This window comes from Lentzea sp. NPDC036955, from assembly GCF_055608005.1.
In genome coordinates this window covers 393548-411300 of the sequence record NZ_JBVJRC010000009.1, presented here as the reverse complement: position 1 = coordinate 411300, position 17753 = coordinate 393548, and the positions used below count along the sequence as shown (strand labels likewise).

General features: G+C 69.5%; 20 protein-coding genes. 13 read left to right on the top strand and 7 right to left on the bottom strand.

Annotation, left to right across the window (positions count from 1 at the left end; translation table 11 throughout):
* Positions 1 to 24: 24 nt before the first annotated feature.
* Complete coding sequence (locus ACZ7CF_RS31195) at positions 25 to 924, bottom strand: anti-sigma factor RsbA family regulatory protein (RefSeq protein ID WP_360396185.1); 900 nt, start codon at positions 922 to 924, stop codon at positions 25 to 27.
* A gap of 273 nt (positions 925 to 1197) precedes the next feature.
* Between ACZ7CF_RS31195 and ACZ7CF_RS31190 the strand changes: the two genes are divergently transcribed.
* Positions 1198 to 1932, top strand: a complete 735-nt coding sequence (locus ACZ7CF_RS31190; RefSeq protein WP_470371252.1) for an alpha/beta fold hydrolase — start codon at positions 1198 to 1200, stop codon at positions 1930 to 1932.
* Here ACZ7CF_RS31190 and ACZ7CF_RS31185 read toward each other — a convergent pair.
* The 3 genes from ACZ7CF_RS31185 to ACZ7CF_RS31175 form a co-directional block, all read right to left on the bottom strand.
* On the bottom strand, positions 1929 to 2105 hold the full coding sequence (locus ACZ7CF_RS31185) for a DUF397 domain-containing protein (protein WP_470371251.1): 177 nt from the start codon (positions 2103 to 2105) through the stop codon (positions 1929 to 1931). The two genes, ACZ7CF_RS31190 and ACZ7CF_RS31185, sit on opposite strands and share 4 nt — an antisense overlap.
* Complete coding sequence (locus tag ACZ7CF_RS31180) at positions 2080 to 2925, bottom strand: helix-turn-helix domain-containing protein (RefSeq protein WP_470371250.1); 846 nt, start codon at positions 2923 to 2925, stop codon at positions 2080 to 2082. Before ACZ7CF_RS31180 ends, ACZ7CF_RS31185 begins: the two co-directional genes overlap by 26 nt.
* A gap of 66 nt (positions 2926 to 2991) precedes the next feature.
* A complete protein-coding gene (locus ACZ7CF_RS31175; RefSeq protein ID WP_470371249.1) occupies positions 2992 to 3531 on the bottom strand; it encodes an MOSC domain-containing protein in 540 nt (179 codons plus the stop codon).
* Between the two features lie 285 nt (positions 3532 to 3816).
* Between ACZ7CF_RS31175 and ACZ7CF_RS31170 the strand changes: the two genes are divergently transcribed.
* The 12 genes from ACZ7CF_RS31170 (at position 3817) to ACZ7CF_RS31115 (ending at position 15392) form a co-directional block, all read left to right on the top strand.
* Complete coding sequence (locus ACZ7CF_RS31170; RefSeq protein WP_360396193.1) at positions 3817 to 4812, top strand: LacI family DNA-binding transcriptional regulator; 996 nt, start codon at positions 3817 to 3819, stop codon at positions 4810 to 4812.
* Positions 4813 to 4927: 115 nt separating this feature from the next.
* Positions 4928 to 6571, top strand: a complete 1644-nt coding sequence (locus tag ACZ7CF_RS31165) for an ABC transporter substrate-binding protein (RefSeq protein ID WP_360396195.1) — start codon at positions 4928 to 4930, stop codon at positions 6569 to 6571.
* On the top strand, positions 6568 to 7476 hold the full coding sequence (locus ACZ7CF_RS31160) for an ABC transporter ATP-binding protein (protein WP_360396196.1): 909 nt from the start codon (positions 6568 to 6570) through the stop codon (positions 7474 to 7476). The genes ACZ7CF_RS31165 and ACZ7CF_RS31160 overlap by 4 nt, the downstream gene beginning before the upstream one ends.
* On the top strand, positions 7473 to 8453 hold the full coding sequence (locus ACZ7CF_RS31155) for an ABC transporter permease (RefSeq protein WP_360396197.1): 981 nt from the start codon (positions 7473 to 7475) through the stop codon (positions 8451 to 8453). The genes ACZ7CF_RS31160 and ACZ7CF_RS31155 overlap by 4 nt, the downstream gene beginning before the upstream one ends.
* Positions 8454 to 8459: 6 nt before the next feature.
* Entirely contained in the window at positions 8460 to 9278 is an 819-nt protein-coding gene (locus ACZ7CF_RS31150; protein WP_360396198.1) for an ABC transporter permease, read from the top strand.
* Entirely contained in the window at positions 9275 to 10231 is a 957-nt protein-coding gene (locus tag ACZ7CF_RS31145) for an ABC transporter ATP-binding protein (protein ID WP_360396200.1), read from the top strand. The genes ACZ7CF_RS31150 and ACZ7CF_RS31145 overlap by 4 nt, the downstream gene beginning before the upstream one ends.
* Positions 10224 to 11582 carry a GH1 family beta-glucosidase gene (locus tag ACZ7CF_RS31140; protein WP_470371248.1) on the top strand — a complete coding sequence of 453 codons (1359 nt, stop codon included), beginning with the start codon at positions 10224 to 10226 and terminating at the stop codon, positions 11580 to 11582. Before ACZ7CF_RS31145 ends, ACZ7CF_RS31140 begins: the two co-directional genes overlap by 8 nt.
* An 80-nt stretch (positions 11583 to 11662) precedes the next feature.
* The gene (locus tag ACZ7CF_RS31135) at positions 11663 to 12931 is read left to right on the top strand and encodes a lysine N(6)-hydroxylase/L-ornithine N(5)-oxygenase family protein (RefSeq protein ID WP_470371247.1); all 1269 of its coding nucleotides are present in this window, start codon (positions 11663 to 11665) and stop codon (positions 12929 to 12931) included.
* Between the two features lie 42 nt (positions 12932 to 12973).
* Entirely contained in the window at positions 12974 to 13168 is a 195-nt protein-coding gene (locus ACZ7CF_RS31130; protein WP_470371246.1) for an MbtH family protein, read from the top strand.
* Between the two features lie 327 nt (positions 13169 to 13495).
* A complete protein-coding gene (locus ACZ7CF_RS31125; protein WP_458431283.1) occupies positions 13496 to 13861 on the top strand; it encodes a GntR family transcriptional regulator in 366 nt (121 codons plus the stop codon).
* Positions 13861 to 14736, top strand: coding sequence for an ATP-binding cassette domain-containing protein (locus ACZ7CF_RS31120; RefSeq protein ID WP_470371245.1), 876 nt, complete (start codon positions 13861 to 13863; stop codon positions 14734 to 14736). The genes ACZ7CF_RS31125 and ACZ7CF_RS31120 overlap by 1 nt, the downstream gene beginning before the upstream one ends.
* The gene (locus ACZ7CF_RS31115; protein WP_470371244.1) at positions 14733 to 15392 is read left to right on the top strand and encodes a hypothetical protein; all 660 of its coding nucleotides are present in this window, start codon (positions 14733 to 14735) and stop codon (positions 15390 to 15392) included. Before ACZ7CF_RS31120 ends, ACZ7CF_RS31115 begins: the two co-directional genes overlap by 4 nt.
* A 4-nt stretch (positions 15393 to 15396) precedes the next feature.
* Here the strand turns inward: ACZ7CF_RS31115 and ACZ7CF_RS31110 are convergent, their stop codons facing one another.
* The 3 genes from ACZ7CF_RS31110 to ACZ7CF_RS31100 are packed head-to-tail and all read right to left on the bottom strand — an operon-like array spanning position 15397 to position 17674.
* Entirely contained in the window at positions 15397 to 16368 is a 972-nt protein-coding gene (locus tag ACZ7CF_RS31110; RefSeq protein WP_470371243.1) for a LacI family DNA-binding transcriptional regulator, read from the bottom strand.
* A gap of 5 nt (positions 16369 to 16373) precedes the next feature.
* Positions 16374 to 16841 carry a hypothetical protein gene (locus ACZ7CF_RS31105; protein ID WP_458431287.1) on the bottom strand — a complete coding sequence of 156 codons (468 nt, stop codon included), beginning with the start codon at positions 16839 to 16841 and terminating at the stop codon, positions 16374 to 16376.
* Positions 16838 to 17674: a DUF1996 domain-containing protein gene (locus ACZ7CF_RS31100; RefSeq protein WP_470371242.1), complete on the bottom strand. Its 837-nt coding sequence runs from the start codon at positions 17672 to 17674 to the stop codon at positions 16838 to 16840. Before ACZ7CF_RS31100 ends, ACZ7CF_RS31105 begins: the two co-directional genes overlap by 4 nt.
* Positions 17675 to 17753: the final 79 nt, after the last annotated feature.

The following is a 17753-nucleotide window of genomic DNA, read 5'->3' as shown; positions in this document are numbered from 1 at the left end:
TTGCGATGAGATGGCGGCGACTCCCTACCGCCCCAAGTACACCCGAACGGTGGTGCCGCTGTGACTCGTGTGAGTGCGAACCAGGTCACACAGCAGGTTCACCATCACGATCCCGAAGCCCGACAGGCCCGTGAACGACGGCGGGAAGCCGGTTCCGGAGTCGCTCACCTCGCACACCGCCGTGTCGCCCTCGCGCCAGAACCGCAGCACGCCCCGCCCGGACGCGTGCAGGATGCTGTTCGTGGCCAGCTCGTTCACCGCGAGCACCAGGTCGTCAACCTGTTCGCGGCGCAACCACTGCGCGTACGTGGACACGAGCTTGCGCACGTGCGCCAGCGTCCCGACGGAGAACGCGTGCTCCTCGGCCGTCGCGGGCGGCGGCGGCAGTGGCACGTTGTAGACCTCCGACAGCCCCGCCGGGTCCGTGTACGACTCGGACGCGACCCGTCGCGACCCGTCGATCACCACCGGATGCGTCCTGCGCGCGTCCGCCAGCACGTGCTCCGGCAGCGAACCGGCGTTGTACGGGCACAAAATGACGCCCTGGCGCCCTTCGAACGCCGTGTTGACGAGCGCCTCGTGCTGGATGCACGCCGGATATTCGAGGTCGCTGCGACCCGGCCACATCGGCTCGCCGACCATCCGGACGCGGCGCTGCGGCGCCGACGCGCTGAACGCCATCAGCACACCGGGGATGATCCGGCCGGGGTTGCGGCCCGCCTCGGTCATGTCGATGAAGTGCACCTGGTCGGCCCGCTCGGCCAGCCGCGCTCGCAACAGCGCGATCTTGCGCTCCGGCACGGCCACCAGCACCGGCTCGCCGCTGTCGACCCCGTCCGCCGCGAATCTGGCCGTGCTGACGAGGAACTCGTCCTCATCCCGGTAGAACAGGGCCTCGTGTGCGAACGGAGCAATGGAGTTCATCAGCAACCTGAGGGCTTCGGTGGCGTGGGCAACGCTTCATTCTGCTACCCGTAACACCGTTTCGGCGGGGGCCAGCCCGGTGGTTTCGGCAGACGGCGGCCCACCGTGCGGGACGGGCGGCGCGGACTTGCGCGTCCTGTTCTCGACCACCGGCCCACGGGTACCTCCCGTCACGCGGACGGCGGCGCCCGACCGGTGGAACGTCCGAAGTGGAGCGGAGTTGCGGCAGGCCGGCGGACCGGCGCATCATCCCGGCGAAGAGGAGGCGAGGGCATGATTCCGCACTTCACGCTGAGCGGCCAGGAGGACGCCCCGGTGCTGGTCCTCGGCAACGCTCCCGGCACCACCACCGCCCTGTGGAACGACTTCCCGCTCCCGTTCCGGCTGCTGCGCTTCGACCTCCCCGGCCACGGCGGCAGCGCACCCGCCGAGCACGCCACGGTCGAGTCGCTCGCGTCCGGGGTGGTCGAGCTGCTGGACCACCTCGGGCTGCGCCGGGTGCACTACTGCGGCGTGTCGCTCGGCGGCATGCTCGGCATGTGGCTCGCCGCCAACACCGACCGGATCGACCGATTAGCGCTCGTGTGCACGTCCGCGTGGCACCCCGACAAGTCCGGCTGGGACGAGCGGATCAGCGCCGTCCGCTCGTCGGGCCTGGCAGCGGTCGCCGACGCGATCGTCTCGCGCTGGTTCACGCCGGCGTTCTCCCCGGCCGCCGTCACGCGCTTCCGCACGGACCTGCTGGCGGTCGACACCGCCTCCTACCTCGCGTGCGCGCGGGCCGTCCGGGACGCGGACCTGCGGCCGGAGCTCGCGAAGATCGACGCTCCGACCGTGGTGATCGCCGCGGCACGCGACCAGGAGACGCCGCCGGAGTGCGCGCGGCAGATCGCGGAGGACCTGCCGAACTCCGACCTCTACATCGTCGGCGACGCCGCGCACCTGGCCGTCGTCGAGGCACCGAGGACGATCTCGGTGATCCTCGACGGCCACCTCGGTGACGCCTAGGCGATCCAGCCGACCAGCGAACGCCACGCGGTCGTGGAGAACGCCAGCACCTCGCCGTCCGCGTTCTTGGAGTCCCGCACCAGCGCGTCGTGCGACAGGGCGACCTCGACGCAGTTGCCCGCGCCGTTGGTGCCACTGCGAGAACTCTTACGCCAGATCCGTTCCTGAGTCATGAGGTTCCTCTCGAAGTCCACTGACGTACTCCATCAGCTTGCTCTTCGATTGTTGCTCATCCAAGGCAACGGCCGACAGTCGCTCGAACAGCCGCCTGCTCCGCCTGACAGCTGCCTTGTCCTGCGCGAACACCTGGACCGAGTTGGTCTCGCTGTACACGACCGGAGCAGCCTTCTCGAACTCGTAGAGCACGCAGCCCGGCCCCAGCTTGGAGATCATGATGTCCGCGGGGATCAGCCGCACCATGTGCGTGTTGAACATCAGCCGCAGGTACTGGTCCTCCATGTCCCGCGCACTGCCGAGTTGCGCCCGCAGGGCGATCTCGTGGACGTAGAACAGGCACTGGGGAGGCGTGATGCGTCGCAGGATCGTCTGGCGCTCGGCGCGCGCCTCGACGAACCTGTCGACGTCCTCCGGCGCTTCACCTTCCGTGAGCAGCTCCCGCGCGTAGTTCCGGGTCTGGAGCAGGCCGGGTGGGGTGATGAGGTCGTAACTGGTGATCTTCGTCGCCAGCGACTCGGTCATGGCAAGGGTGCGCAGGTTCTCGGGCATCTGCGCGAAGTACGGGTCGAAGGCGTGCCGGTAGCGCTGCCGGAACGCCTCGATGAAGTCGATGTCCTTGCCGCACGTGCTGAGGAACTGGACGATGTCGATCTCGCTGGCGTGCGCCTTGCCGTGCTCGATGTTGGACACCTTGCTCGGGTCCCAGCCGAGCCGTGCCGCCATGGCGCGGCCGTGCATCGACGTCGACGACTCCCGTATGAGGCGGAGCTCGTCACCCAGGTCCCGGCTGTACGCGGTGGAGTAGATCGCGGTCATGGCCAGGGACGCTAAGCGTTGATTTCAAAACAAGGTACTGGCTCGTTCGGGTGAAAACGGACCAGGTCAGACCTTCTCCAGCGGCCGGTGCGGCTCCGCGGGCAGCTCGACCCGGATCTCGTCGCCCGGCCGCACGACGCCACCGGTCAGCACCACCGACATGATCCCCGCGCGCCGGACCAGCTTCCCGCCGGGGTCCTTGCCGACGACCTCCTTGAGCATCCCCGTGGAGAACCGGTCGATCTGCACGCACGGGTTGCGCAGGCCGGTCACCTCGACGACCGCCTCCGGCCCGAGGTGGAGCAGCGTGCCGGTGGGCAGGCCGAGCAGGTCGATGCCGCGGGTGGTGACGTTCTCGCCGATCGCGCCCGGCTCGATGGCGTAACCCTTGGCGCGCAGCTCGTCGAACAGCTCCTCGTGCATGAGGTGCACCTGGCGCAGGTTCGGCTGCGTCGGGTCCTGCGCGACGCGCGAGCGGTGCTTGACCGTCACGCCCTGGTGCACGTCGCCCTCGACACCAAGGCCGGCGAGGAGCGTGATGCTCTCGCGGACGGGCTTGGTGAACGTGTACTCCTCGCTGCGGCTGACCGCCGTCACAACCCCCATGACGTCGATTGTGCACGATGATCCGGAGGCGTGCTGCTGGGCCGTTCGACGTAACGGAATTCGTCCGGAAAATGTTGCTGCCGCACGCATTGCGCAGACCGGGACGTCCCGGTTCCGTCCACGCGACGGGAGTGTCACCTGCGGTGATCACGGAGAGCGTGGAAACGCTCTCACGAACTTCCGTCTGAACTATTGACTAATCCTCACGTGAGGCTGTTGACTGCGTCACACCTCGGCGGAACCGGTTACGGAACCGGTTCCAGAGGCGGCGGAAGGAAGTTCGGCATGCGTGTCACGATCGCTGAGGTCGCCCAACGCGCCCAGGTGTCCAAGGCGACCGTGTCACGTGTGCTGAACGGCAAGCCCGACGTGGACGCCTCCACCGCGCAGCGCGTCCGCAAGGTCATCGACGAGATCGGCTACGTGCCCAGCGCCCGTGCGGTCGGGCTGGCGCGGGGCCGCACCCGCACGGTCGGCATGCTCGCGCCGTCGCTGACCTGGCCGTGGATGGGCGAGGTGCTGCAGGGCATCGTGGACACCCTGGAGGCCGACGGCTACGGGCTGCTGCTCTACACGATCAACCGCGGGCCGGAGTCGCTGAACCAGTTCGCGAACCACGTGTCCGCCAACGCCTTCGACGGCCTGCTCGTGGTCGAGCCGCCGGACACGCTGCACTACATCTCCACGCTCTACCGGGCCGGGCTGCCCGTCGTCATGATCGACGACCGCGGCTCGCACCCGGAGTTCCCCTCGGTGACGACGACGAACCGGCAGGGAGGCGCGGATGTCGCACGGCACCTCGTCGCGGCGGGCCGCCGCAGGTTCGCCGTCGTCACCGGGCCCCCGCACTTCGGGTGCACCCAGGCGAGGCTGGACGGGTTCCGGCTCGCTTTGGCGGAAGCGGGCCTGACGCTGCACCCGGACCTCATCGTCGACGGCGACTTCACCACCGAGGGCGGCGAGGTCGCCGTCGACAAGCTCCTCGCGAGCGGCATCCCGTTCGACGCGATCTTCGCGCACAACGACCTCTCGGCGGTCGGCGTGCTGCGGGCGTTGCGCGAGGCGGGCCGGGTCGTGCCGGACGACGTGGCCGTGGTCGGCTTCGACGACGTCCCGGTCGCCGGCCACACCGAACCCCGGCTGACGACGATCCGCCAGCCCGGCCAGGAGATGGGCGCCGCCGCCGCGCGGATGCTGCTCTCCACGCTCGAAGGACAGCCGATGCCCGACCACCCGCTGGTGCTGCCGACTTCGTTGATCGTGCGCGAATCCGCGCCCTAGAAAAGCACGCGAACACAAATCCGAATACCGAACCCACCGGTCACCGCACGCGACCGGTGTCTTCGGCCTGCCTGTGAGAGAGCGCTCTCACATCATTCGTATCGGGAGAGTCCCCATGCGCAGAACAGTCATCGTCGCGCTGGCACTGGCGCTCGCGGCGGCCGGGTGTTCCTCCGGTGGCAGCACCACCAAGGCGTCCGGAGTACTGACGGTGGGCATGCCCAACGGGCCGCTGACCGAGAACCACAACCCGTTCCTGCCCACGTCGGCGGCGGGTTCGCTCGGCTACCGCTACCAGATCTACGAGCCGCTGGCGTTCGTGAACAACACGCGCCCGGCCCAGGAGCCCGTGCCGTGGCTCGCGACCAAGTGGGACTGGACCGACAACTACAAGAAGGTCTCCTTCACGCTCCGGGAGAACGTGAAGTGGTCCGACGGCAAGCCGTTCACGGCCGCCGACGTCGCCTTCTCGTTCGAGATCCTGAAGAAGTTCCCTGCGCTCAACAACCGCGACTCGCTCAAGGTCGAGACCGCGACGGCGACGCCGGACGGCAAGGTCGAGGTCACGTTCGCGACCCCGCAGTTCGTGACCCGCAACAAGGTCATCAGCGCGATGGTCGTGCCCCAGCACATCTGGAGCACGATCGCCGACCCGACGACCTACACCAACCCCGACCCCGTCGGCACCGGCCCGTACAAGCTGAAGTCGTTCACCTCGCAGACCGTCACGATCGAGCGGCGTGCCGAGTACTGGCAGGAACTGCCCAAGGTCCCGCAGATCCAGTACACCTCCTACAACGACAACACCGCGCAGACCACGGCGCTGGCCTCGGGCGCGAGCCAGTGGTCGTACGTCTTCATCCCGGACTACCAGAAGCTCTACGTCGACAAGGACCCGAAGAACCACAAGCTGTGGTTCCCGGCCGGTCTCGGCATCCACGGCCTGTGGCTGAACCACACCGTGGCGCCGTTCGACAACGCCGCGCTGCGCTCGGCGATGAGCGACGTGATCGACCGCGAGGCGATCTTCGTCCGCGGTGAGGCGCGGCTGTTCCCGAAGCTGGAGTCGCCCACCGGCATGCCGCTGCCCGCCGGTGACTCGTTCCTCGCGCCGGAGTACAAAGACGCCCGGTTCGAGATCAACGTGGACAAGGCCAAGCAGAAGCTCACGGCCGCCGGGTTCACGCTGGACGGCGGCGTGCTCAAGGCGCCCGGTGGCAAGCCGGTCACGATCGAGCTCACCAACCCGTCCGGCTGGTCGGACTACCTGACCGTGCTCGACATCATCAAGAGCGACCTGAAGAAGATCGGCATCGAGGCGACCGTCCGCACGCAGACCGCGGACGCCTGGACCACCGACTTCGCGAACGGCCAGTTCCAGGGCTCGCTGCGGTGGACGAACACCGGTGCGACGCCGTACGAGATGTACCAGAACATCATGGACGGCGCGGAGCTCAAGGCGCTGGGCCAGACCGCCGCGGTGAACTTCGGGCGCTACAACAACCCCGACGCCACGGCCGCGCTGGCCGAGTACGCGAACGCCACGGACGACGCGGCCCGTGCCAAGAGCCTGGCGACGCTGCAGAAGATCATGGTGGAGCAGGTGCCGATGATCCCGACCTCGGCCGGTCCGATCGGTGCGGAGTACAGCACGAAGAGCTGGGTCGGCTGGCCGTCCGAGGAGGACCCGTACGGTCCGCCGCAGGCCACGCTGCCCAACGCCCTGCAGATCGTCATGAAGTTGCAGCCGGCGTCATGACTCAGGAGGTCGCGCTGGAAGCACGGGGTCTGGTCAAGACCTACAAGCGCGTGCGCGCGGTGCAGGACGTTTCCCTCGTCCTGCGCCGCGGGCGCGTGACCGCCCTCGTCGGTGAGTCGGGGTCGGGCAAGTCGACGGTGGCGAAGCTGCTGGCGCGGCTGGTGGACCCCACGTCCGGCGAGATCCTGCTGGACGGCAGGCGGGTGCGGCGGGTCCGGGAGTACCGGCGTTCGGTGCAGATGGTGTTCCAGGACCCGTTCGCCTCGCTCAACCCGGTCCACACCATCCGCTACCACCTCGTCCGGCCGCTGAAGATCCACAAGCGGACCGAGACGCCGGAGGAGCTGATGGAGCGGGTGCACCTGCCCGCAGACTTCCTCTCCCGGTACCCGCACGAGCTGTCGGGGGGCCAGCGCCAGCGCGTCGCCATCGCGCGGGCGCTGGCCGCCAGCCCCGAGGTGCTGCTCGCGGACGAACCGGTGTCCATGCTGGACGTCTCCATCCGGCTCGGGGTGCTGAACCTGTTGCTGGACCTCAAGGAACGGCTCAAGCTGGCCATCCTCTACATCACGCACGACATCGCGTCGGCGCGGTACTTCGCCGACGAGACGTTCGTGATGTACGGCGGGCAGCTCGTCGAGGGCGGCGACAGCGAGACGGTCACGCAGCGGCCCGCGCACCCGTACACGCAGCTGCTGATCGAGTCGGCGCCCGACCCCGACCGGGCCGTCGTCGCACTCGACGCGCCCGCCGAGGACGTCGCCGAGGTCTCCGCGGGGTGCCAGTTCGCCGCGCGCTGCCCGAAGGTGCAGGCCCGGTGCTGGACCGACGCGCCACCGCGGGTGGACGTCGACTCCCGCGGGCACTGGGCGGCCTGCTGGCTGTACGTGGAGGCGGCGGCATGACGTTCCTGCTGCGCCGTGCCGTGTTCTACCTGGTCACGCTGTGGGCGGCGATCACGGCGAACTTCCTGCTGCCGCGGCTGCTGCCCGGCGACCCGGTGCAGGCGATGATCACCAAGCTCGGCGGCCGGCTGAACAGCGACGCGATGGCCTCGCTGTACGTCCTGTTCGGGCTGGACGAGAAGAAGTCGCTGTGGGAGCAGTACGTCGACTACTGGGGCGCGCTGCTGCGCGGTGACCTCGGGCTGTCGTTCACGTTCTTCCCCACGCCGGTGGCCGACGTGCTGTCGCAGTCGCTGCCGTGGACGCTCGGGCTGGTCGGCGTCACCACGGTCATCGCGTTCGTGCTCGGGACCCTGGCGGGGGTGTACGCGGGCTGGAAGCGCGGGTCGTGGCTCGACTCGCTGATCCCGGTGACGACGTTCCTGTCATCCATCCCGTACTTCTGGCTCGGGCTGATCGCGATCTCGGTGTTCTCGGTGACGTTCCCGCTGCTGCCCGCCTCCGGCGGCTACGCGGCGGGGCTCGTGCCGGAGTGGTCGTGGGAGTTCGTCGGCAGCGTGCTGGAGCACGCCGTGCTGCCCGGCATCACGATCGTCGTGTCGTCGGTCGCCGGCTGGGTCCTGGGGATGCGCAACATGATGGTCACCGTGTCGGCCGAGGACTACGTCCTGGTCGCGCGGGCCAAGGGGCTGTCGCAGCGGCGGATCATGTTCGCCTACGCGGCGCGCAACGCCGTCCTGCCGTCGATCTCGGGCTTCGCGCTGTCGCTCGGGTTCATCGTCGGCGGCGCGCTGCTGGTCGAGATGGTGTTCTCCTACCCGGGACTCGGCTACGTGCTGTTCCAGGGCATCGGTGCGAAGGACTACCCGTTGATGCAGGGCGTGTTCCTGGTGATCACCCTGGCGGTGCTGGTGGCGAACCTGCTGGCGGACGTCGGCTACCTGCTGCTGGACCCGCGCACCCGGCGGGAGGGCTGAGCCGAGATGAACTTCAAGACCCGCCTGGGACTGGGCATCCTCGCGTTCTTCGCCGTGATCGCCGTGGTCGGCGAGTGGATCGCGCCGTACGACCCGTCGGAGATGGGCAACGACCTGCTGTCGCCGCCGTCGGCCGCGCACTGGTTCGGCACGACGATGACCGGGCAGGACATCTTCTCGCAGGTGCTCGTCGGCACCCGCGGCGTGATGGTCGTCGGGCTCGTCTGCGGTGTGCTCGCGACGATCCTGTCCATCGTGGTCGGTGTGACCGCCGGGTTCCTCGGTGGCGCCGCCGACGAGGCGTTGTCCATGCTGTCCAACGTCTTCCTGGTGATCCCGGCGCTGCCGCTGATCATCATCGTGGCGTCGATGCTGCCGTCGGCGGACACCGTGCTGATCGCGGCGGTGATCTCGCTGACCGCGTGGGCGTGGGGTGCGCGGGTGCTGCGGGCGCAGACGATGTCGTTGCGCCGCAGGGACTTCGTGGAAGCCGCCCGCGCGTCCGGTGAGCGGACCTGGCGGATCATCGTGTTCGAGGTCCTGCCGAACCTCACGGCCGTCATCGCCTCCGGCTTCGTCGGCACCGTGATCTTCGCCGTGATGCTGCAGATCACGCTGTCGTTCGTCGGCGTCGTCTCGCTGTCGACCTGGAACTGGGGCACGGTCCTGTTCTGGGCGCAGTCGAACCAGGCGCTCGGCCTGGGCGCGTGGTGGTGGTTCGTCCCCGCCGGCCTGTGCATCGCACTGCTCGGCACGGCGCTGGCACTCATCAACTTCGGGATCGACGAGTACGCGAATCCCCGCCTGCGGAAGGTGCGCGCATGAGCCCGGTCCTGGAGATCCGCGACCTCTCGGTCGACTACGGCTCGTTGCGGGCCGTGCACGACGTCTCGCTGACCCTGAACGCCGGTGAGGTGCTGGGCCTCGCCGGCGAGTCGGGGTCCGGCAAGTCGACCCTGGCCTACGCCGCGACCCGGCTGCTGCAACCACCCGGCCGGGTGCCGTCGGGCGAGGTGTGGTTCAAGGGCCACGACCTGCTGGCGCTCACCGACCGGCAGCTGCGGGAGCTGCGCTGGAACGAGATCGCGATCGTGTTCCAGGGCGCCATGAACGCACTGAACCCGGTCATCTCGGTCGGCGCGCAGCTCGACGACGTGCTGCGCACGCACCGGCCCTCGATGGACCGGTCCGCGCGGACCGCTCGCGGCCGTGAGCTCCTGTCGCTCGTGGGCATCCCCGCCGACCGGCTGACCGCCTATCCGCACCAGCTCTCCGGTGGCATGCGCCAGCGCGTGATGATCGCGATGGCGCTCGCGCTGGAACCCGAGGTCGTCATCATGGACGAGCCGACGACCGCGCTGGACGTGGTGGTGCAGCGGCAGATCCTCGGCCAGATGATGCGGCTGCGCGAGACGCTGGGCTTTTCGATCATCTTCATCACGCACGACATCTCGCTGCTCGTCGAGTTCTCCGACCGCATCGCGATCATGTACGGCGGCCGCGTGGTCGAGGAGGCACCGGCGGCGGAGATCTACCGCGCCGCACGCCACCCGTACTCGCAGGGCCTGCTCGGCTCGTTCCCGGCCCTGCGCGGTCCGCGCCGCGAGCTGCGCGGCATCCCCGGCTCCCCGCCGGACCTCAGGTCGATGCCGTCCGGCTGCCCGTTCCACCCGCGCTGCCCGTCCGCGCTCGACGTGTGCAGCGCCGAGATGCCGCGGCTGACCGCCGTGGACGAGCGCCGCCGCGTGGCGTGCTGGTTGGAGGAGGTCCATGTCTGAGCTCGCCGGTCTGCCCGCCGACTTCTACTGGGGCGTCGCGACGTCCGCGTACCAGATCGAGGGCGCGCACGACGAGGACGGCCGCACACCGTCCATTTGGGACACATATTGCCGCCGGCCCGGCGCTGTCGTGAACGGCGAGAACGGTGACGTGGCGTGCGACCACTACCACCGCATGCCCGCCGACGTGGCGATGATCGCCTCGCTCGGCGTCGACCGGTACCGCTTCTCGGTGTCGTGGCCGCGCGTGCAGCCGGGCGGTCGCGGCCCGGTGAACCCCGCGGGGATGGACTTCTACTCGCGCCTGGTGGACACGTTGCTGGAGGCGGGCGTCGCACCGTGGCTGACGCTCTACCACTGGGACCTGCCGCAGGAGCTGGAGGACGCGGGCGGGTGGCCGGAACGCGACACCGCCCACCGCTTCGCCGAGTACGCGGAGCTGGTGCACGACGCACTGGGCGACCGCGTCTCCACGTGGACGACCCTGAACGAGCCGTGGTGCTCGGCGATGCTCGGCTACGACGTGGGCCGGCACGCACCCGGTCGCACGGACTTCGCCGACGCGATGCGCGCCGTGCACCACCTGCTGCTGGGCCACGGCCTCGCGGCGCGGTCGTTGCGCTCGCGCGGCGTGACCGACCTCGGCATCACGCTGAACCTGGGCGTCTCCACCCCGGCCTCCGCCGACCCGCGCGACGTGGACGCCGCCCGCCGCGCCGACGGCCTGGGCACCCGCATCTACCTGGACCCGCTGGTGCACGGGCGGTATCCCGAGGACGTGCTGGCCGACATCGCCGCCCGCGGCGCCGCGCTGCCCGTGCACGAGGGCGACCTGGAGGTCATCTCGACGCCGCTGGACGTGGTCGGCGTGAACTACTACTCGTCGCATGTCGTGAAGGCGACCGACGACCCCGCCGCACCCGAGGTGGTGCCGACCGGGCGGCCGGTGACGCACATGGGCTGGGAGATCGTGCCGGAGCGGTTCACCGAGCTGCTCCTGCGGCTGCACCGCGACTACGGGGTGCCGATGGCGATCACCGAGAACGGCGCGGCGTTCGAGGACTCCGCCGCCCCGTCCGGGTTCGTCGACGACGCCGACCGGGTCGAGTACTTCCGCACGCACATCGCCGCCGTCGCCGAGGCGGTCAGGGGCGGGGCGGACGTGCGCGGGTACTTCGCCTGGTCGCTGATGGACAACTTCGAGTGGGCCTACGGGTACGAGAAGCGGTTCGGGATCGTGCGGGTCGACTACGAGACCCAGGAGCGGACGCTCAAGCAGAGCGCGCTGTGGTTCCGGGACCTGATCGCGGAGCTCCGGGCGGTGCAGATCACGTCCGAAAGCACTAGCTAAGGCGTGCCTTAGTTAGGTTAGGGTCACTTTGCGTGCGAGAACCGCGACGCACAGGGATCCGGCCACGGGAGGACCGCGCGATGGAACCGGTGACAGACCTGGCCGGGATCGGCTTCGGGCCGTCCAACCTCGCGCTCGCCATCGCGGTGCAGGAGCACGAGCGGCCGGTGCTGGCGCGGTTCTTCGAGAAGCAGGCGGCGTTCGGGTGGCACCGGGGCATGCTGCTCGACGACGCGACGATGCAGGTGTCGTTCCTCAAGGACCTGGTGACGCTGCGGAACCCGACGAGCGGGTTCAGCTTCCTGTGCTACCTCCGGGAACGCGGGCGGCTGGTCGACTTCGTCAACCACAAGAACCTCTTCCCGCTGCGCAAGGAGTTCCACGACTACTTCGAGTGGGCGGCGGAACGGGTCGCGCACCAGGTGTCGTACGGCAGCGAGGTCACCGACGTCCGACCGTGCGCCGAGGGGTTCGAGCTCGTCGCGAAAGGCCAGGTCACGCGCACGCGCAACCTCGTGCTCGCGACCGGGCTGGAGGTGAACCTGCCGGAGGGGGTCGAGGCGGGGGAGCGGATCTGGCACAACCGCGACCTGCTGCACCGGGTCGGTGAGCTGGAGGACCCGCGGCGCGTCGTCGTGGTCGGGGCGGGGCAGAGCGCGGCGGAGACCGTGGCGTTCTTCCACGACCGGTTCCCCGGTGCCGAGGTGCACGGGGTGTTCGCGCGGTACGGGTACAGCCCGGCGGACGACAGCCCGTTCGCCAACCGGATCTTCGACCCCGCGGCGGTGGACGACTTCTACCGCGCGCCGGAGGGCGTGAAGAAGAAGCTGATGGGCTACCACGCCAACACCAACTACGGCGTCGTGGACCAAGACCTGATCGAGGAGCTGTACCGGCGGGTGTACCGGGAGAAGGTGCTGGGCCGCCAAAGGCTGGTGCTGCACAACACCTCGCGGCTCACGGACGTGACCGCGGACGGCCGGTGCGTGATCGAGTCGCTGGCCGACGGCGTGCGCGTGCCGGTCGACGCCGACGTGATCGTCTACGCGACCGGGTACCGGCCGGCGGACCCCGTGCGGGTGCTGGGGGAGCTCGGCGACCGGTGCGAGCGGGACGAGCTCGGGCGGTTGAAGGTCACCAGGGACTACCGGGTGGTCACCGACGCCGGCGTCACGGGCGGGATCTACCTGCAGGGCGGCACCGAGCACACGCACGGCATCACGTCGTCGCTGCTGTCCAACACCGCGGTGCGGGCGGGGGAGATCCTCGACTCGATCCTGCGGCGGACGCAGGCCGTGCCCGCGGTCGGGCAGGACGCTGTGGCGAAGGTGGCCGCGCCCGTGAGTTAGGGTGACCTAACTCGTCAGTGGAACCGGAGAGGACCAACCGCCATGACCAACCCGTTCGAGGACCCGCAGGGCCGATTCTTCGTGCTGGTGAACGAGGAGCAGCAGCACTCGCTGTGGCCGGTGTTCGCGGAGGTGCCCGCCGGGTGGACGAAGGTCTTCGGCGAGGAGAGCCGTGAGGCGTGCCTGGCCTACGTCGAGGAGAACTGGACCGACATGCGCTCCCTCTCAATCCGCTAGCCCCCTCTCCCCCTCCTGCTCTTCCGGCATCTGCAAGTACCACCAACACTTGATCAAATCGCCGCTGACTACCACCAACATGTTCGCCGCTCGCCGAACCAGGACTGGGGTTCGCGGGCGGCTGGAAGCGCTGTTGGTAGTAGAAAAGTGCCTGTTGATGTTGAGCTGGTGGTACTTGCAGATGCTTGTGGAGGCGGGGCGCCCGGCTGTCGCGCCCGCGGTGATCGACATGAAGGCCACCACCCCAGTCATGAGTCGGACCGGGTGACCGGCGTGCCTCGGCGGTGCTATGGTTCATTACATGAGTAATGAACCAGGGAAGTAGTCGTGTTCGACGACCGGAGTCCGATCTACCGGCAGATCGCCGACCGGATCAAGGCGGACGTGGTCAGCGGGGCGCTGAAGGCGGACGAGCAGGTCATGTCGACCAACCAGTACGCCGCCTACTACCGGATCAACCCGGCCACCGCGGCCAAGGCGTTCCAGCAGCTCGTGGACGAGAAGGTGCTCTACAAGAAGAGGGGGATCGGGATGTTCGTGAGCACGCGGGCTCGCGACATGCTGCGGGCACAGGGCAGGGAGACCTTCTTCGGCGAGGTGGTCGACCCGATGGTCGCCGAGGCGCGCGCCATCGGCATTCCGCTCGCCGACGTCATCCGGCGCATCGAGCAGCACGACAGGGGGGAAGTGTGATGCAGGTCGACGTGCGGGGTTTAACGGTCCGCTACGGCACCATCACCGCTGTGGACGACATGAGCTTCTCGTTGTCCGGCAACAAGATCTACGGTCTGCTCGGGCGCAACGGCTCCGGCAAGACCAGCCTGATGTCCGCTCTCGCCGGCTACCGCAGGCCCGTCGGCTCGGTGCTGCTCGACGGTGCGCCGGTCTTCGAGAACGCGCGGGCGATGCGGAACGTCTGCCTGGTCCGGCACACGACCGACGCCGCCGACAAGGGCGACAAGGTCGTGCACGCGCTGGAGTACGGCAAGGCGTGGCGCGAGACGTGGGACAACACCTATGCCCGCGAGCTCGTCGAGCTCTTCGGGCTGCCGCTCAAGACCAAGGTCGGCGAGCTGTCGCTGGGGCAGCGGTCCGCGCTCGGCGTCACGATCGGGCTCGCCAGCCGCTCACCGCTGACGATGCTCGACGAGTCGCACCTCGGCATGGACACGCCGACCCGGTACGCCTTCTACGACGCGCTGCTGCAGGACTTCATGCGGCACCCGCGCACCATCGTCATCTCCACGCACCTCATCGAGGAGCTGGCCTCCCTGCTGGAGGAGGTCCTGATCATCGACAACGGCCGGCTCGTGCTCCAGGAGGAGGCCGACGTCCTGCGCTCGCGCGGCACCGAGGTCACCGGGACCGCCGACGACGTCGACGCGTTCACCGCAGGGCTCACCGTGCTGAGCGAGAAGTCGCTGGGGCGCACCAAGTCGGTCATGGTCTACGGCACGCTCGACGACGCGCAGCTCGTCCACGCCCGCCGGCTGGGGCTGGAGCTGGGGCCGATCGCGTTGCAGGACCTGTTCGTGCACCTCACCGAACCGGTCGGGGGGCTGCGGTGAGGGTCTTCCGCCACCTGGCCACGTCGCTCGCCGGGTTCAGCGCGCTCGTCGCGGCCGGGGTGTTCGCCTTCACCGTCGCCCTCACGTTCGCCGTGTCGCTCTTCAAGGACGTCGTGATCAGCGGGTGGTCGGTGGCCGCCGGTCAGGTCGGGCCCTGGTTCGTGCTCTTCGTCGGCGTCCACGTGATCCACAACGTGCTGCCCGTCGCGGTCGCGCACGGCCGCACCCGCCGGGAGCTGCTGGGCGCCGCGACCGGGTTCAGCGTGGTGTTCGCGGCCGCGATGGCCGCGGTCGCGTGGCTCGGGTTCGCCGTCGAGGGCGGCGTCTACGCGCTGATGGACTGGACCGCGGGGGACCGCGGGCTGCCGCACGCCTACTTCCTGATGTACCTCGTGTGGTGCGCGGTCGGCATGCTCCTCGCCGCGGCGTTCGACACGTCCGGACCGGCGGGCCTCGTCGCACTGCCGTTCGGCATCGCCTTCGCGGTCATGGCCAAGGTGCGGATACCCGGCTCCGGCGAGCTCCCGTTCCTGCGCAACGAGATGAGCCTGCTCGGCGCCGGCTGGCACGTCGCGTCCGCGGTCGCGTGGCTGCTGGCGGTCGCGGCGACGTGGCTGATCGCCAAGAACATGCCGGTCAGGTCCAAGAGCGCGTGAGCGGTCAGCCGCTCGCCCGCACGACGAGCGAAGGCGCGAACACCACCGACGTGACGGGCGTGGCGGGGTTCGCGATCTGCCGCAGCAGCTGACGGGCCATCTCCTGCGCCATGTCGGCGATCGGCTGGCGGACGGTCGTGAGCTCCGGCTCGCACGTCAGCGCCGCGCTGCTGTCGTCGAACCCCACCACCGCCACGTCACCGGGCACCGTGCGGCCGTGGCGGTGCAGGACCGCGATCGCACCGGTCGCGATCAGGTCGGAGCCGGCGAACACGCCGTCGACGTCGGGGCAGCGGGCGAGCAGCTCCTCGGTCGAGGCGATCCCGGACTCCCTGGTGAAGTCACCGTGCACCACGACCGCGTCCGGCACGACGTCGAGGAAGCCGCGCACGCGGTCCCGGCCCGTGGGCATGTCCTGCGGGCCGGTGATCGTGGCGATGCGCCGGCAGCCGAGCGCCAGCAGCCGTTCGCCGGCCAGCGCACCGCCCGCCGTCTGGTCCACGTCGACGTAGGTGATCGGCATCGGCTGCCACGGCCGCCCGGCCAGCACGACCGGCAACCCGGCCGCGATCAGCTGACCGGGCACCGGGTCCGCCGGGTCGGTGTGCACGAGGACCACCCCGTCCAACCGGCCGCAGCGCAGGTCGCTCACCGCCTGCTCGCGCGTCCCCGGCCCGGTCATCATGAGCACCAGGTGGATGCCCAGCGGCCGCACCACGCGGGTCACGCCGCTCACGACGCTCGCCAGGTGCGGGTCGCCGAGCATCCGGTGCTCGTCGGGCAGCACCAGCCCGATCGCGTCGGCCCGCCGCGTCACCAGCGAGCGCGCCGCGATGTTCGGCAGGTACCCGGTGCTGGAGATGGCGCGCTGCACCGCGTGCCGCAGCGCCTCGTCGACCGTGCCGAGGCCGTTCACGACCCTCGACGCGGTGGCGCGCGACACCCCGGCGACGCGCGCCACCTCCTCCAGCGTCACGCGTTTCACCTGGCGGCCAGCTCCGCCGTGCGGTGGCGTTCCATCAGCTCGACGATCTCCACCGTCGGCGGGTGCTTCAGGTCCACGCGCGCGTTCTCCAGGACCTTCAACGACTCCGTCAGGTGCGCGCGCACGAACTGGTCACGCGCCTGCGGGTCGGTCGCCGCCAGCTGGATCTCCGCGTCGGTCGGCATGCCCGGCATGTCGTGCCCGACGTGGTTGTTCACGTACGGCACGTCCAGCACCGCGCGCAACCGTTCCAGCTCCTCACGGCGGTGCGCCACCATCTCGGCCGGGCCGCCGTTCTCCAGCAGCTTCAGCACCTGTTCGTTGGTCCCGATCGAGAGCTCCACGAACGCGCGTTCGGTCTGCCCGAACGCGCCCTGCGCTTCCGAGCTCACCGGGGTGTCGGGGGTGGGGGGAGGTGCCTGCTGGCAGCCCGCGAGGAGGCCGGCCAGCAGGCAGAGGATCACCCGTGGTTTCCGTTGTGGTCGCATTTGATCACCACGTTGATGCAGTTGCGGACACGGCGTTCCATCTCGGCACGCGGCCAGACGTTGAAGAAGTCGCCGTGCATGGTCTGTCCGGTGCCCGAGGCCAGTCGCAGGCCCGAGGTGGTGCCGTTCACCGGGTAGCGCAGCACCATCCGCAGCTTCGGCACCGGCACCGGGTGCGAGGACGGGCAGCCGCCCGCGACGGGGTACGACAGGTGCGACTTGTGGTCGGACGAGTCGAGGTCGCGGCCGTTCCAGCACTGCGGGAAGTCCAGGTAGGTCTCCAGCATCGTGCCGGACGGGCATTCGACGAAGTTCTTGGACGGGTTCACGTGCCCGGCGTGCAGGCACGACCACCGCGCGTTGCTGTCGCCGTCGCCGGTGGCCTTCGCGTTGCCCGCGACGACCTTCAGCCCGTAGGGCATCGGCTGGATCGCCGCCGGGTTGTTCACGCCCTCACCGAGGTAGTAGAAGGTGACGCCGGTCGGTGCGATCGCGGTGTTGTCGCGGTAGAGCGTCGGCACCCAGTAGGAGGAGATGTCCGCCGCCGGGTTGCAGTTGCCCGTCGAGCCCTCCAGCGACTGCTGGGTGGTGCGGGCGTTGGTCGAGCGGTTGCCGAAGAAGTCGTGCGAGTGGGAGGCACCGGGCAGGTTCGGCAGGACGATCGGGTCGTCCGGGAGCCGGTGGCTGATCGGGCACTCCGCGAGGAACTCGGCGACGCGCACCGGTGCTCCCTGCGCCGCGCCGGGGACGCTCAGCACCCCGGCGGCCAGTGCGAGGATCGTGGCCAGGTGTAACAAAGGCTTCCTCATTGAAGCTTTCCTCTCCGCAGCAGGATTGGGAGAGCGCTCTCACGCCATTCGAGCATGGCGCAGGTCGCAAACGGGCGTC

Excerpts from the sequence above, each read along its gene's own strand:
- ACZ7CF_RS31195 (WP_360396185.1), bottom strand. The coding sequence starts at position 924 with ATGAACTCCATTGCTCCGTTCGCACACGAGGCCCTGTTCTACCGGGAT.
- ACZ7CF_RS31190 (WP_470371252.1), top strand. The coding sequence starts at position 1,198 with ATGATTCCGCACTTCACGCTGAGCGGCCAGGAGGACGCCCCGGTGCTG.
- ACZ7CF_RS31185 (WP_470371251.1), bottom strand. The coding sequence starts at position 2,105 with ATGACTCAGGAACGGATCTGGCGTAAGAGTTCTCGCAGTGGCACCAAC.
- ACZ7CF_RS31180 (WP_470371250.1), bottom strand. The coding sequence starts at position 2,925 with ATGACCGCGATCTACTCCACCGCGTACAGCCGGGACCTGGGTGACGAG.
- ACZ7CF_RS31175 (WP_470371249.1), bottom strand. The coding sequence starts at position 3,531 with ATGGGGGTTGTGACGGCGGTCAGCCGCAGCGAGGAGTACACGTTCACC.
- ACZ7CF_RS31170 (WP_360396193.1), top strand. The coding sequence starts at position 3,817 with ATGCGTGTCACGATCGCTGAGGTCGCCCAACGCGCCCAGGTGTCCAAG.
- ACZ7CF_RS31165 (WP_360396195.1), top strand. The coding sequence starts at position 4,928 with ATGCGCAGAACAGTCATCGTCGCGCTGGCACTGGCGCTCGCGGCGGCC.
- ACZ7CF_RS31160 (WP_360396196.1), top strand. The coding sequence starts at position 6,568 with ATGACTCAGGAGGTCGCGCTGGAAGCACGGGGTCTGGTCAAGACCTAC.
- ACZ7CF_RS31155 (WP_360396197.1), top strand. The coding sequence starts at position 7,473 with ATGACGTTCCTGCTGCGCCGTGCCGTGTTCTACCTGGTCACGCTGTGG.
- ACZ7CF_RS31150 (WP_360396198.1), top strand. The coding sequence starts at position 8,460 with ATGAACTTCAAGACCCGCCTGGGACTGGGCATCCTCGCGTTCTTCGCC.
- ACZ7CF_RS31145 (WP_360396200.1), top strand. The coding sequence starts at position 9,275 with ATGAGCCCGGTCCTGGAGATCCGCGACCTCTCGGTCGACTACGGCTCG.
- ACZ7CF_RS31140 (WP_470371248.1), top strand. The coding sequence starts at position 10,224 with ATGTCTGAGCTCGCCGGTCTGCCCGCCGACTTCTACTGGGGCGTCGCG.
- ACZ7CF_RS31135 (WP_470371247.1), top strand. The coding sequence starts at position 11,663 with ATGGAACCGGTGACAGACCTGGCCGGGATCGGCTTCGGGCCGTCCAAC.
- ACZ7CF_RS31130 (WP_470371246.1), top strand. The coding sequence starts at position 12,974 with ATGACCAACCCGTTCGAGGACCCGCAGGGCCGATTCTTCGTGCTGGTG.
- ACZ7CF_RS31120 (WP_470371245.1), top strand. The coding sequence starts at position 13,861 with ATGCAGGTCGACGTGCGGGGTTTAACGGTCCGCTACGGCACCATCACC.
- ACZ7CF_RS31100 (WP_470371242.1), bottom strand. The coding sequence starts at position 17,674 with ATGAGGAAGCCTTTGTTACACCTGGCCACGATCCTCGCACTGGCCGCC.